Annotated in this window: 10 protein-coding genes and 1 pseudogene; 3 read left to right on the top strand and 8 right to left on the bottom strand. The window is 64.0% G+C overall.

Features of this window, described 5'->3' with window-relative positions; all coding sequences use genetic code 11:
- The gene (locus tag DDA93_RS14120) at positions 1-2730 is read left to right on the top strand and encodes an FtsX family ABC transporter permease (protein WP_243400650.1); all 2730 of its coding nucleotides are present in this window, start codon (positions 1-3) and stop codon (positions 2728-2730) included.
- Positions 2727-3161, top strand: a complete 435-nt coding sequence (locus DDA93_RS14115; protein WP_243400648.1) for a hypothetical protein — start codon at positions 2727-2729, stop codon at positions 3159-3161. The genes DDA93_RS14120 and DDA93_RS14115 overlap by 4 nt, the downstream gene beginning before the upstream one ends.
- A gap of 98 nt (positions 3162-3259) precedes the next feature.
- Here the strand turns inward: DDA93_RS14115 and metG are convergent, their stop codons facing one another.
- The gene (gene metG / locus DDA93_RS14110; protein ID WP_116779124.1) at positions 3260-4831 is read right to left on the bottom strand and encodes a methionine--tRNA ligase; all 1572 of its coding nucleotides are present in this window, start codon (positions 4829-4831) and stop codon (positions 3260-3262) included.
- 72 nt (positions 4832-4903) lie between these two features.
- Between metG and DDA93_RS14105 the strand changes: the two genes are divergently transcribed.
- On the top strand, positions 4904-5659 hold the full coding sequence (locus tag DDA93_RS14105) for a DNA alkylation repair protein (protein ID WP_207771353.1): 756 nt from the start codon (positions 4904-4906) through the stop codon (positions 5657-5659).
- Here the strand turns inward: DDA93_RS14105 and serA are convergent.
- The 7 genes and pseudogenes from serA to DDA93_RS14070 form a co-directional block, all read right to left on the bottom strand.
- Positions 5656-7248, bottom strand: coding sequence for a phosphoglycerate dehydrogenase (serA, locus tag DDA93_RS14100; RefSeq protein ID WP_024476082.1), 1593 nt, complete (start codon positions 7246-7248; stop codon positions 5656-5658). The genes DDA93_RS14105 and serA overlap by 4 nt on opposite strands.
- A gap of 189 nt (positions 7249-7437) precedes the next feature.
- Entirely contained in the window at positions 7438-8463 is a 1026-nt protein-coding gene (gene ilvC, locus DDA93_RS14095; RefSeq protein ID WP_116779123.1) for a ketol-acid reductoisomerase, read from the bottom strand.
- Positions 8464-8534: 71 nt separating this feature from the next.
- Positions 8535-9046: pseudogene (gene ilvN / locus DDA93_RS14090) on the bottom strand (acetolactate synthase small subunit).
- A gap of 1 nt (position 9047) precedes the next feature.
- Positions 9048-10937, bottom strand: a complete 1890-nt coding sequence (locus DDA93_RS14085; protein WP_116779122.1) for an acetolactate synthase large subunit — start codon at positions 10935-10937, stop codon at positions 9048-9050.
- Positions 10938-11397: 460 nt separating this feature from the next.
- The gene (locus DDA93_RS14080) at positions 11398-12342 is read right to left on the bottom strand and encodes a hypothetical protein (RefSeq protein WP_133185542.1); all 945 of its coding nucleotides are present in this window, start codon (positions 12340-12342) and stop codon (positions 11398-11400) included.
- A gap of 5 nt (positions 12343-12347) precedes the next feature.
- On the bottom strand, positions 12348-13016 hold the full coding sequence (locus tag DDA93_RS14075) for a DUF6318 family protein (protein WP_133185540.1): 669 nt from the start codon (positions 13014-13016) through the stop codon (positions 12348-12350).
- A gap of 287 nt (positions 13017-13303) precedes the next feature.
- On the bottom strand, positions 13304-13974 hold a 671-nt coding region (locus DDA93_RS14070; RefSeq protein ID WP_133185538.1), incomplete at its 5' end, for an HNH endonuclease signature motif containing protein.

Raw genomic sequence — 13974 nt, 5'->3', positions numbered from 1 at the left:
ATGCTGCAGGTTGCACTTGCCCAACTCCGGATTCACGCCAGGCGGTTTGTTGCGGTGGGGCTGGCCGTGATGCTCGGCGTCGGCTTCCTGGCCGCGACCCTGATGGTCTCAGGCACTACGCAGGCGACCCTTCAACAAAGCATCGGGGCCACCTACGCGAAGGCTGCCCTGGTGGTCACCGTCGGCGACGGCGGTCAGTCAGCGCTGGAAACCGAGCAGCTGCTGTCCGGTATTGACGGGGTGTCGGCCGTCCACGCCGCGCAACGGACCCTCTCGACGCTGCAGCTTCCTTCGGGGCCGGCGGACGTATTCGTCCTGAGCACCGCCCCGGTTGAACTTCAAAACTCGACCATGGTCAAGGGGGCCCTCCCCGCCGACGGTTCGGGAATCAGTATCGACAAGACGTCGGCCGCCGAGCTGGGGATGACGGTGGGCGACACCTACGCTCTGGAGCAGTCCTACTATTCGCCCGTCGGCGGCGACGCACCCCCTCCCATGACCGTCACGGTGACGCTCACGGGGATCACCGAGGATTCGGCCGACCCTTATCTCTCCGGTCTGCCGCAGGTCTACGCCGCGCCGGACCTGGTGCAGACCCTGAGCGTCCTGTCCCCCGGCGAGCAACCGCCCCAGGCCACCACCGCCCAGCTGGCCCTCCTCGGAACTGCCGATCCCTCAGCCGTCAGTGCCGATGCCACAGCTGCGCTCGCAGCAGCAGGCGTCTCGGCCGAGGTTCGCACCAGCGCCGAACAGGTGACTGCAGATGTGGCGGCTCTTTCGGGAGGGACTGACCAATTGACGGTGATCCTGCTGGCCTTCGCCGTCGTCGCCGTCCTGGTGACCGTGCTGGTCATCTCCAACACGTTCTCAGTACTGGTGGCACAGCGAACCCGTGACCTTGCGCTGCTGCGCTGCATTGGCGCCTCAAGGCGTCAGATCCGCCACTCGGTCCTGCTCGAAGCCGCTGTGGTGGGGCTCGTGTCCTCGGTGCTCGGGGTGCTTCTCGCCGCAGGAGTGATGTTTACCCTCGTCTCTGTTGCAGCCGCGCAGGAGGGTACCGAGTTCGCCACCCTGGCCATCCCGGTCTCGGCCATCCTGGTGAGCCTCATCGTCGGCCTCGCGATGACCCTGGCTGCCGCTTTTGTCCCGGCCCGGGCCGCGACCGCAGTCGCCCCCCTCGAGGCGCTACGTCCCGCCGAGGACGCCACGACCGGGACCCGCAAGGGCAGGATACGGCTGGCCATTGGATTGCTGCTCGTGCTGCTCGGCGCCGGACTGCTCGGGGTGGGCGCCGTCTCATCGGCACTGCTGATCGCGTTACCCGGCGGTGTGTTCTCCTTTGTGGGCGTGCTGCTGTGCGCCTCCCTGTTCCTGCCTGCCCTCGTGACAGCCGTCGGCCGGCTCGCGGCACCGCTGGGAGTGCCGGGTAGGCTCGCGGCGCTCAATGCGGTCCGCAACCCGGCCCGGACCACTGCCACCGCCAGCGCACTGCTGGTGGGCGTCACCCTGGTGACCATGATGATGGCCGGCGCCCACACCTCGCGGGCCGCGTTTGAAGCCGAGCTCGGCGCCAATTACCCGGTGGACCTCGCGGTCCAGGAGGTCGGAAACGCTGCCGCTGCTGACGCTGCCGTGACAACAGTTCAGCAGCTGGCGGGCGTGGATGCGGCGATGGCGCTGTCGGTCGCTGCTGTCTCCGACGAGGCAGCCGGCACCCTGCCCGTGTACGCCATCTCCCCCGACGAGGCGGAGTCCGTGCTTCGCAATACTGGACTTGAGCTGGTGGACGACGTGGTGTTCATGCCGCAGGACTCCGGGCTCACCGAGGTGACGCTCGAGGGTGCGACAGGATCCGTCACTCTCCCGGTCCGGGAAGCCCAGACCCAGATTTTCGTTCCGGCCATCACTGAGGCCACGGCGGCGGCGCTCGGGGCGGCTCCTCTGCCGGGCGTTGCGGCGTTGGGCGATGAGACGAGCATTCTGTGGCTGAAACTCGATGACTCACTTGATGCTGCCGGAGTGACTGGGCTGCGGTCCGAGATTGTCGAGGCGCTGAGGGTTTCCGAATATCAGGTCAATGGCGCTGCTATTGAACGGGTCTCCTTCAACGAGATCATCGACGTCATCCTGCTGGTGGTCACGGCACTGCTGGCCGTCGCGGTGTTGATTGCGCTGATCGGCGTCGCGAACACACTGTCGCTGTCGGTGCTCGAACGCACCAGGGAATCATCCCTGTTGCGCGCGCTGGGCCTGACCCGTGGTCAGCTGCGCGGGATGCTCGCCGTCGAGGCGGTCCTCATTGCCGGCGTCGCTGCCGCCTTCGGGTGCCTGCTCGGGGTGGTGTATGGGTGGCTGGGCGTGCAGTCGGCGCTTGGTGCAATCACCCCGGTCACGCCGTCGATCCCCTGGGCGCAGCTGGTAGGGGTGGTCGCCGTCGCCGTCGTCGCGGCACTGTTGGCGTCGGTGCTGCCGGCCCGCCGGGCGCTCGGCTGTCACCGGTCGAGGGACTCGCGACGGCGTGACCCTGACGGCGTGAATCCCGGGTGTGCCGAGCCGGGCCAAGCCGGGCGGAACCTGCGAAGATGGGGGTCATTATTCTTTGCAGGTTCCGTTCGAAAGGTTTATCCATGGATCACTCCCCGACCCCCCGCAGCAACTCGAACCCAGCTGACTCCAGCAGGCTGTCGGCCTACCTGGATGACCACCTGGTGGCATCTGCTTCCGGAGTGAAACTGTTTTCGACGGCCCAGGAATCCTGGCGCGGCACCAAGCATGAGCAGACCTTCGCCTCGCTGACCAAGGAGATCTCGGGCGAACGGGACGAACTCGCGCAGATCATCAGCTCCCTCGGCTACACGCCGAGCAAGGTCAAGATGGTCATCGCGCAGGTTGGCGCGCAGCTGAGCAAACTCAATCCCCTGAACCTCCGCCGCTCGGACAAGGGCGGCGGCGCACAGCTGGAACTTGAGGCGCTGCAGAGTATTGTCCGCGGCAAGGAATGCATGTGGGAAACCCTGGGCGCCCTCACCGAGGCTGGCTCGACCGAACTGGACGCCGAACAGCTGCGCCACCTGGCCGATCGGGCCCGCAAACAGCAGGAACAACTCGCGAACGTGATGCGGGAGACGGCGCCCGAGCGTTTTCTCTCCGGCGACCACTAGCCGCCTGCCAAACAAACCCGCCGAGACGCGAGATCTGGCGGCCCGCTAAACCCGCCCCAAAGCTCGTGCGAGTCGCCAGCTCTCGCTGTTCGACGAGGTTAGCCCTCGGCGGGCTCTTCGTACTTCGGGAAGATCGGCGCCGGTGCCGGCAACGCCGTGCCGGCCACCAGCGGCGTGGCGATTGCGCTGAACTGGCGGGCGACGTCGTCGGGCCCGGTGCCCTGGCCCAGCGCCGAGAGGAGCCGTCCGGCGCCGTCGGGCATGACCGGCTGAGCGAGGATCGAGACGATCCGGAGCACCTCCAGCGTCACGTACAGCACCGTGTTCATGCGCTCGGGGTCGGTCTTCCGGAGCACCCAGGGCTGCTGGTCGGCGAAGTACGCGTTCGTGTCGCCCAGCACTCCCCAGCTCAGTTCCAGCGCGCGGGAGAATTCCTGCCGGTCGAACGCGGTACGGGACGACTCCAGGAGCCCGTTGGCCTGCGCCAGGATCGCCTCGTCGGCCGGCGCGAACGACGACGGCGAGGGCACCTGCTCGTCGCAGTTCTTGGCCACCATCGACAATGATCGCTGGGCGAGGTTGCCCAGGTTGTTGGCGAGGTCGGAGTTCATCCGGCCCACGATCGCCTCATGGCTGTAGGACCCGTCAGCACCGAAGGGCACCTCACGCAGCAGAAAGAACCGGACCTGGTCGAGGCCGTACTGCTCCACCCAGTCCTTCGGCGCGACCGTGTTGCCCAGCGACTTGGACATCTTCACGCCCTTGTTGAACAGGAATCCGTGGATCATGATCCGTTTCGGCAGCTCGAGCCCTGCGGACATCAGGAACGCAGGCCAGTAGATGGCGTGGAAGCGTGAAATGTCCTTGCCGATAACGTGGACGTCGGCTGGCCAGTACTTTTTGAAGCGTTCCGACTCGGTATCGGGGAACCCGACGCCGGTGAGGTAGTTGGTGAGCGCGTCCACCCAGACGTACATCACGTGGTCTTTGTTGCCGGGGACCGGCACTCCCCAGTCGAAGGTGGTGCGGCTGATGGACAGGTCCTCCAGGCCGCGCTTCACGAAGCTGATGACCTCATTGAAGCGGGACTGGGGCGCACCGAACTCGGGCTGGTCGGAGTACAGGGCAAGGAGCTTGTCCTGGTAGGCGGAAAGGCGGAAGAAATAGCTTTCCTCTTCCGTCCAGGTCACCTCGGTGTCGGTTTCGGTGGCGTAGCGGACGCCGTCGTCGCGCACCTCGGTGTCGTCCTCGCTGTGGAACGCCTCGTCCCGCACCGAATACCAGCCAGCGTACTTGTCCAGGTAGATGTCGCCGCGGGCTTCCATCAGCTTCCAGATGGCGGAGGCAGCGGCGTAGTGGTCGGCGTCAGTGGTGCGGATGAAACGGTCATAGGAGCTGCCGACGTCGTCGTTCATGGCCTGGAACGCCTGGGCGTTGCGGGTGGCTAGGTCACGGACGGGGATGCCTTCGCGGTCGGCGGTCTGCTGCATCTTCAGGCCGTGCTCATCGGTGCCGGTCAGGAACATCACGTCGTAGCCGTCGAGGCGCTTGAACCGGGCCAGTGCGTCGGTGGCGATCGCCTCATAGGCGTGGCCGATGTGCGGGATCCCGTTGGGGTAGGAGATCGCGGTGGTGAGGTAATACGGGGGCAGCTGCTCTGTGGATGTCACCTAAAGAAATTACCCTGTTTTCCTGTCCCTTGTCGCTTCGTGACCGGGCAGCCCGCTGGTAACGTCCGTGGCATGGTCCCTGATCTGGCGCACGACGACGACGGTTCCGCCCCCGGGCCGGCGTCTGAAGCAACACAGTTGGTCGCTGCCGTACGCGACCGGCTGCGAACCGTTGCCGACCCCGCGAAGGCGCCCCGGATGCAGGCGTACATGAAATCCGCGATGCCCTATCTCGGGGTGTCGTCCCAGCCGCTCAAAGTGATCTGCCGGGAAGTCTTCACTGCGCACCCGCTTCCGGACCGGGCCCAGTGGGAGTGGGCGGTCCGCCAACTGTGGGACGGGGCAACTTTTCGGGAGGAACGGTACGCCGCCGTCGCCCTTCTGACCCACCGCCGCTACAGCGGCTATCAGGATGAGCAGACCCTCACGCTGTACCGCCAACTGGTGGAGACCGGCGCCTGGTGGGACTTCATCGACGTGATCGCCAGTCGCGGTGTGGGACCTATCCTGCGGGCCGCGCCGGAAACCGTGACGCCGCTGATGCGGTCCTGGGCCCGCGACGGCCACCTCTGGGTACGCCGGACGGCGATCCTGTGCCAGCTCCCCAGCAAGGGGGAAACCAACGCTGCGCTGCTGGCCGACGTCGTCGGGGTGAACCTTGAGGACAGTCTTTACGGCAAGGAATTCTTTATCCGCAAAGCGATCGGGTGGGCGCTGAGGGAGTATGCGAAGACGGATCCCGGCTGGGTGCTGGCCTTCGTTCAGGACAATGAAAAGGGCCTCTCGCCGCTGTCGCGGAGAGAGGCCCTGAAGCATTTGGGTGGCTAGCTCTGCAGATCCACCTCGCGTGCCACCGTCGCGCCGATCGCTTCCTTGAGGGCGTCGAGCACGTCCTGCGGAACCGCGCTGTCGACGGTCAACAGAGAGAGTGCCTGGCCGCCCTCAGTGTTGCGGGCCACCTGCATGCCGGCAATGTTGATTTCCTTCTCCCCCAGCAGGCGACCGAGGGTACCAATCACGCCGGGACGGTCCTGGTACAGCAGGACCAGCAGGTGCTCGCTGATCGGGATTTCCAGGTCGTAGCCGTTGACGCCCACCAGCTTCTCGATCTGCTTGGGGCCGGTCAGGGTGCCCGCTACCGAGATCTGAGATCCGTCCGACAGCGCGCCCCTGATGGTGAGCACGTTGCGGTACTCCTCCGATTCGGGGGTGGTGACCAGCCGGGTGTTGATGCCCCGCTGTTCGGCGAGGATCGGAGCGTTCACGTAGGAAACCTGCTCGGAGACGATATCGGTGAAGACCCCCTTGAGGGCTGCGAGCTCCAGCGCCTTCACATCCAGGGAGGCGATTTCGCCGGCGACCTCGACCTCGATCTGGGTGAGCGAGTCGTGGGTCAGCGCGGTGAAGATCCGGCCCAGCTTTTCGATCAGCGGGATTCCCGGGCGCACCTCAGGTGCGATGACGCCGCCGGCCACGTTGACGGCGTCGGGCACCAGTTCACCAGCCAGAGCGAGGCGGACCGACTTGGCAACCGATACGCCGGCCTTTTCCTGCGCCTCATCGGTGGACGCGCCGAGGTGCGGGGTGACCACCACGTTGTCGAGGGTGAAGAACGGCAGGTCGGTGCTGGGCTCGGTGACGAAAACGTCGACGCCGGCGCCGGCAATCTCGTTGGACTGCAACGCGGTGAACAGCGCTGCCTCATCCACGAGGCCTCCGCGGGCCACGTTGACGACGTAAGCCGAGGTTTTCATCTTCTTGAAGGCGGCCTCGCCAAGCATGCCCAGCGTCTCGGGGGTTTTCGGCATGTGGATGGTGATGAAGTCTGACTGTTCAAGGAGCTCGTCCAGGGTGACGAGCTGGACGCCGAGCTGGGCGGCGCGGGCCGAGGTGATGTACGGATCGTAGGCGAGGATTTCGGTATCGAAACCCTGCAGGCGGGCCGCGACGAGGGCGCCGATGCGCCCGAGACCGATGATGCCGACCTTCTTCTCGTACAGTTCGATGCCCGAGTACTTGGAACGCTTCCACTCGCCGCCCTTGAGCGCTGCGCTGGCCTGCGGGATGTGGCGGGCGAGGCTGAGGATGTGGCCGACGGTCAACTCGGCGGCGGAGATGATGTTGGAGGTGGGCGCGTTGACCACCATGACGCCCGCCTGCGTGGCGGCTTTGATGTCGACGTTGTCCAGGCCGACGCCGGCGCGGGCAATGACCTTCAGGTTCGGCGCTGCGGCGATGGCTTCGGCATCCACCTGGGTGGCGGAGCGGACGAGGATGGCGTCGACGTCGACAATTGCGGCGAGCAGCTGGGCCCGATCCGAACCGTCGGTCTGCCGGATCTCAAAGTCGGGGCCCAAGGCCTCAACAGTGGCTGGGGACAGCTCTTCGGCAAGGAGAACTACGGGTTTGCTGGTCACGGGGGTGATCCTTCGCTGCTGTGCTGTGTGAGTTAGACAATTCGGGGGGATGTGGCAAGTCTAAATGGGCGGTGCGCCCGGGCCCGCTTTGTTACTCAGCGGGCCGGACGACGCCACAGCGCAGCACTCGGCCAGGACTCCGAAGGGCCCTGGCCGAGTGCTGTTGCTGTGTCGAGGAAACGACCGTATCTAGCGGGCTACTGAGCCTTCGTTGTAGTCGTCGTTCGTCTTGATCCAGGAGAAGAGCTTCCGCAGTTCGCGGCCGGTGGCCTCGATCGGGTGGTCCTCACCCTTCTTGCGCAGCTCGGCAAATTCCTTGCCGCCGTTTTCCTGGTCGTCGATGAAGCGCTTGGCGAAGGCACCGCTCTGGATGTCGGCGAGGACAGCCTTCATGTTTTCCTTCACCGAGGGGTCGATGACGCGGGGGCCGGAGACGTAGTCGCCGTACTCAGCGGTGTCGGAAACGCTCCAGCGCTGCTTGGCGATGCCGCCTTCAACCATCAGGTCGACGATCAGTTTCAGCTCGTGCAGGACCTCGAAGTAGGCGACCTCCGGCTTGTAGCCGGCCTCGGTCAGGGTTTCGAAACCGTACTGGATGAGCTGTGATGCGCCACCGCAGAGGACTGCCTGCTCGCCGAAGAGATCGGTTTCGGTTTCCTCGGTGAAGGTGGTCTCGATGACTCCGGCGCGGGTGCCGCCGATGGCCTTGGCGTAGGACAGCGCCAGTTCGCGGGCCTTGCCGGACGGGTTCTGCTCGACGGCGATCAGATCGGGGACGCCTCGGCCGGCTTCAAACTCGCGGCGCACAATGTGGCCGGGGCCCTTGGGCGCAACCAGAGCGACGTCGACGTCGGCGGGTGCCTTGATGTAGCCGTAGCGGACGTTGAAACCGTGGCCGAAGAACAGGGCGTCGCCGGCCTGCAGGTTGGGGGCAATGTCCTCCGCGTACACGTGGCGCTGCACCTGGTCCGGGGTGAGAACCATGATGAGGTCGGCCTCGGCGGTGGCGTCAGCGACGCTCAGCACGCGAAGACCCTCGGCCTCCGCCTTGGCGCGGGACTTCGAGCCTTCTTTGAGGCCAACACGGACGTCGACGCCGGAGTCGCGGAGGCTCAGCGCGTGCGCGTGCCCCTGGCTGCCATAGCCAATAACAGCCACGGTGCGGCCCTGGATGATTGAAAGGTCTGCATCGTCGTCGTAGAACAACTCAGTCACTTGGTTTTCTCCTGTGTGTTTTCTTGCTGGAGTCCAGCTTGTGGTCTTTTGGGTGGAACTGCCGTTAGGTGTCAGGCGCTGCGTAGGGCGCGGTCGCTCATGGACTTTGCCCCGCGGCCAACGGCCAGGGTTCCTGACTGAACAATTTCGCGGATCCCGAACGGCTCCAGCACTGACAGGAGTGCTGTGAGTTTTTCGGCGGTGCCGGTGGCTTCGATGATCAGGCGTCGGTTGAGACGTCGACCACCGATGCGCGGAACAGGTCGGCTGCCTGGGTTACCTGCAGCCGTGTTGCGGCATCTGCCCGTACCTTGACCAGGATGTGGTCGCGCTGCACGGAGGAATCGGGAACCAGCTCAACAATCTTGATCACGTTGATGAGCTTGTTCAGCTGTTTGGTGACCTGCTCCAGCAGGTCACCCTCGGCCTCGACCACTACCGTGATCCGGGACATACCCTGGATCTCGGTGGGGCCAACTGCCAAAGAATTGATGTTGAACGCGCGGCGCGCAAAGAGACTTGCGACGCGGGTCAGGACGCCGGGAACGTCCTCCACCAGAACGGAAAGCGTGTGACGAGCCATGTTAGTCCTCCTGCTCCCAGTCTGGGGTCATATTACGGGCAATCTGGATGAGGTCGTTGCTGACCCCCGAGGGGACCATCGGCCACACCATTGAGTCGCGGCTGACAACGAAGTCGATGACCACCGGACGGTCGTTGATCTCCAACGCCTGGGCGATGGTGGCATCGATGTCTTCGTCCCGTTCGCAGCGGAGGCCCGCACACCCGTAGGCGTCGGCCAGCTTCACAAAGTCGGGTACCCGGGCAGTGTCATGACCCGTGTTCAGGTCAGTGTTCGAATACCGGCCCTCATAGAAGAGAGTCTGCCATTGGCGGACCATCCCGAGGGACGAGTTGTTGATGACTGCCACCTTGATGGGGATGTTGTTGATCACACAGGTGGCCAGTTCCTGGTTGGTCATCTGGAAGCAGCCGTCGCCGTCGATCGCCCAGACCACCCGGTCCGGATTACCCACCTTGGCACCCATTGCCGCGGGCACCGCGTATCCCATGGTGCCGAGGCCACCGGAGTTCAGCCAGGCGTGAGGGCGCTCGTATTTGATGAACTGTGCAGCCCACATCTGGTGCTGGCCCACGCCCGCGGCGTAAACCCCTTCGGGTCCGGTCATCTCGCCGATCCGCTTGATCACGTGCTGCGGTGCCGACAGGCCGTCGTCGGGCTGGGTGTAGCCCATGGGGTAGGTTTCGCGGAGCCGGTTGATCATGGTCCACCAGGCGTCAATGTTCGGCGCACCGGTGGCGGCGAACTGCTCGCGCAGGGCGTTGGTGAGCTCGGGCATGATCTCTTTGACCGAGCCGACAATCGGAACGTCGGCGGTGCGGTTCTTGGAGATCTCGGCGGGGTCGATGTCCGCGTGGATCACCTTGGCACCGGGTGCGAAGGTGGACAGGACACCGGTGACCCGATCGTCGAACCGGGCGCCCAGTGTGATGAGCAGGTCCGATTGCTGCAGCGCGGTCACGGCTGACACTGAGCCGTGCATGCCGGGCATGCCGACGTGCTGCTGGTGCGAATCGGGAAACACGCCGCGCGCCATCAGCGTAGTGACTACGGGTGCGCCAACAAGCTCGGCCAGTTCCAACAGTTCAGCGGCACCGTGGGCTTTGATGACACCGCCACCCACGTAGAACACCGGGCGCTGGGATTCGCTGATCAGCCGGGCTGCCTCGCGAACCTGCTTCGAGTGACCGCGAACCACTGTCCGGTAGCCGGGCAGGTCGATCTTCGGCGGCCAGGAGAACGTCGTCGTCGCCTGCTGCGCATCCTTGGAGATGTCGACGAGCACCGGGCCGGGGCGGCCGGTGGATGCGATATGGAAGGCCTCGGCAATGATCCGAGGGATGTCGGCAGCCTTGGTGACCAGGTAGGAGTGCTTGGTGATGGGCATGGTGATGCCCACGATGTCGGCTTCCTGGAACGCGTCCGAGCCAATCACTGCGCTGTTGACCTGGCCGGTGATGATGACCATCGGAACGGAGTCCATGTGGGCGTCGGCGATGGCGGTGACCAGGTTGGTGGCGCCGGGGCCGGAGGTGACGATGCAGACACCCGGCCGGCCGGTCACCATGGCATAGCCCTGGGCCGCGTGCCCGGCGCCCTGCTCGTGGCGCACCAGGATGTGCCGGAGTTTCGTGGAGGCGAGCAATGGATCGTAAGTCGGAAGGATGGCTCCGCCGGGAAGGCCGAAGATGTCGTCGACGCCTAGCTCCTCGAGAGAGCGGACGATCGCTTCCGATCCGAGCATCTCTGTGGGCGGAACTACAGTGTTGGGGCCTCGGACGGCAGTGGGCTGGACGGCTTGCACTGAGTCACGGGTGTGGCTGCGCGCCGGGGCCGCCGGAGCGGTTGGTTTGGCCATCAGCGCGGGGCTGGAGGGCGATCCCTTGGACATTGGTGACTTCCTTGATGAATCGATACTGCTCGTGTAATGCGGGTGTCGTGCGCTTTGCGTCGGATGGGAACAAAAAAACCCCTCAGCCTGGTTGGCTCCGTGAGGGGTTGCGCGTGACGTAGTGTTACCAGTCGGGCTTTAGGCCACGCGCTTGGTAAGAAGGACTACTACGGATTCGAACTGCATATCTGTAGTTTCCACTCACCTTTTGGGGGTGTCAAACGGCGACACCTGGCGTCTCACTATATGGACACCTCGTCCAGTTAGTGGACACTAACTGGGTTGGCTTTTGGGCCGCCCCTCCCCCACTGAAACGTTCGACTTGGCTGGCCTAGACGCCTCGAACCCGCAACACCTGCACACGGGATTCCGCCCCACAGCCCTGACTAACCATAAATGCTGGCACCTCCAGTATTGGCACTTGCGGTGCAGGACGATTCGGCCGGTGAAGATCTGTGGGTCAGCAGCCGATACCTTGTGGGTTCTCCAAACAGGTCTCCGCCACGCTATGCCGCTCACTGCGCCAAATGCTCATCAAATGCAGCTCCGAAGTAACCCTTGCCTGACCCGCAACAGGCAACCACGGACCACCATCCACCGAATAATCCCCAGCGAAGAGCGTATCCAGCCCGACCAGGTAGTCGCCCGTTTCGGAATACCTGTGGCTAGTTAAAGTCTCAACGTCGATGCCGTCCCCGGGCAGCGCCGACCCAGGATCGGTGGTGACCAGGCTCGAACCGTCACCATACGACCACTCATACGACACTGGCCACGCACGAAGCCGAATCTGAGCGTTCTGGAACTCAAACGTGAACTCCTGCTCCTGCGCCACGGCATAAAGATTGCTGTGCGCATTCCGCAGTCCGAAATGATCCGGCTGGGAAAACACGCCGGCAGCGATAATCGGTTGGCTCTCAAACTCGGTCAACGTAATGACGATAGGGGCTTCTTCCAGCGTCGCCGCCGTCGGGGCGGTCGGCGGGGCCCCCGGATACAAACAACCACTACGACCCGTCGCGGTCCGCGTCGGCGGACTAACATTGCGATTCACCTCAATCCACTGCACCAACACCCCATCCGCCTGCGCATCACACTGGGCATTCAACTGCACGCAATACGCAGGGTCCATAAAATCCTGTGCCCCAGCAGTACACACCCGCTCATACGTGTAATCCACCCCGTCATCCACCGGAAGATTGGCACTCGAGGCGTCCGAGGACTCGGTCGACTTTGTTCCTTCCGAACCCGATACAGATTGACGGGTAACGTTCCTCGCGCTGACATCGGACTCGTCGAACGTGATCCCCGACTCGCTTTCGGAGGCTCGAACAGGGGCCGCCGTCAAAAGCGAGAAAATAAGCCCCACCAACACCGCAATCGCACCAAACTGAAACACTGATTTCATTAGACTCATGTCCCCTCGGGGGATCCAAAGTCGAGCATGATCCATCGGTCTTCCTCATAGATAGCGATCACGACGTCGATGCTCGGATCGGACGGCGGTGACTCCCCCGTTTCACCACCAGACGGGGAGAACATCGTCACCCGGTCCTGCCCAACTTCGACAAATGAATTGATCGAACCAGCTGTGTTGGCTTCGAATTCAGACGAAAAGCTAATGACCTCTGCGTCACCACCAGCTACCCAACCGCCAGTAGAAAAATGGTCCTCTACGCCCTCGACGACATTCATACATGTCCCACACCCAGTGTCAGTGATCTCCAGGAACTCAGCCCAGTCGTTGGTGATATATCCGTAGCTGAAAAGCTCAAACCAGTACTCGGTAAAGGCTTCAAGGCCCTCGACCGAATTCTCATCGGCCAGGGGCGGCTTCTCCGGCACCGGGATGTTCGCCGCCGGGCCATCAGACGATGCGGGGCTCGGCTCGGGCGTGGTGGGTGCCGTGATGGTGGGGACTTGGGAGGGGCTCGGCGACGTGTCGGCCGAAGTAGTGACGACCGGAGTTGACGGCCCCGGCGCACCGGGATCGCCCTGACACCCAGCCGTCAAAAGACCAAGGATCATGACCAGCGCGGCGGTCGTACGCCGCGAACCGAAGGTGCTGCGAGGCTGTGGCACTGTGACTCCCGAGAAACGGTGCGAGTCGAACCAATCGAAGACACCAGAATAACCGAATCCAAAGATTTGCAAACCGTTATCCACAACCCAAAATGCCGTCAATCTCAGCCTAGAACCTTCACCCGGCCCCAGAATCCCGAAGGCGAAAGCCGCATCGGACGGTGGCGGATGAACTGGGGCTGGGGGCACTGACGCTCCTGAACCGACGGTGAAGTCCCCTGGCTGTGCGGTCAGGTCTGTCTCAGTAGATCGAGGCACTTGGGCAGCACTGGAGAGAACTGACTTGGCTAGAAGGGCGGAGGTATGTCGGGTTGTGGTGCTGGTGGTGGGTCGGCTGTGGTGAGGTAGGTTTCACCGGCAGGCGAGATCGCGATGATCGTCCCGGGTTCGGGTTGTTGGTAGTGCCAGTAGCCTTCGGTTTTGAACATGTGGTGACGTTTACACAGGGCCGCCAGATTCCCGTAGCTGGTCGTCCCGCCTTGGGACCAGGGGGTGGTGTGGTCGAGTTCGCAGAACACCGCCAACCGGTTACACCCCGGATGCCGACACGTCCCATCCCTAACCCGGACCGCATCCTTCAGGTCCTGCGGGACCCGATACGTGGTCGCATCAGCACCCAGCCTGGCCCCGGTGAAGGGGTGGGTGAGGATCCTGGTGAACGATGGTGCGTGCCCGGCGAGCTTCCGTGCCGTCTCGGGATCAATCGGACCGTAGCCTTCCAGTTCACCCGGTGTGTCCCCACCGAGGAGAGTCATCACCGGGACGGTGACGAACACCTTCGCCTGCACACCCCAAAACGTACTGGCCTCCCCCGACTGGCTGGATCCGCTGGACCCGGTCGATTTGCTGTCGCTCTTGCCATCGTTGCCGCCGTTGTCCTCGGCGCCCGTTTCATGATCGCCGGTGGGTCCGGCACTGGTCAGGACATCCACCAGAACGTCGGCCCTGAGCTGGGTGA

It is taken from the genome of Arthrobacter sp. Bz4, assembly GCF_003075455.1.
In the GTDB taxonomy this organism is placed as follows: domain Bacteria; phylum Actinomycetota; class Actinomycetes; order Actinomycetales; family Micrococcaceae; genus Arthrobacter_D.
This window is presented reverse-complemented; position numbering and strand designations above follow the sequence as displayed.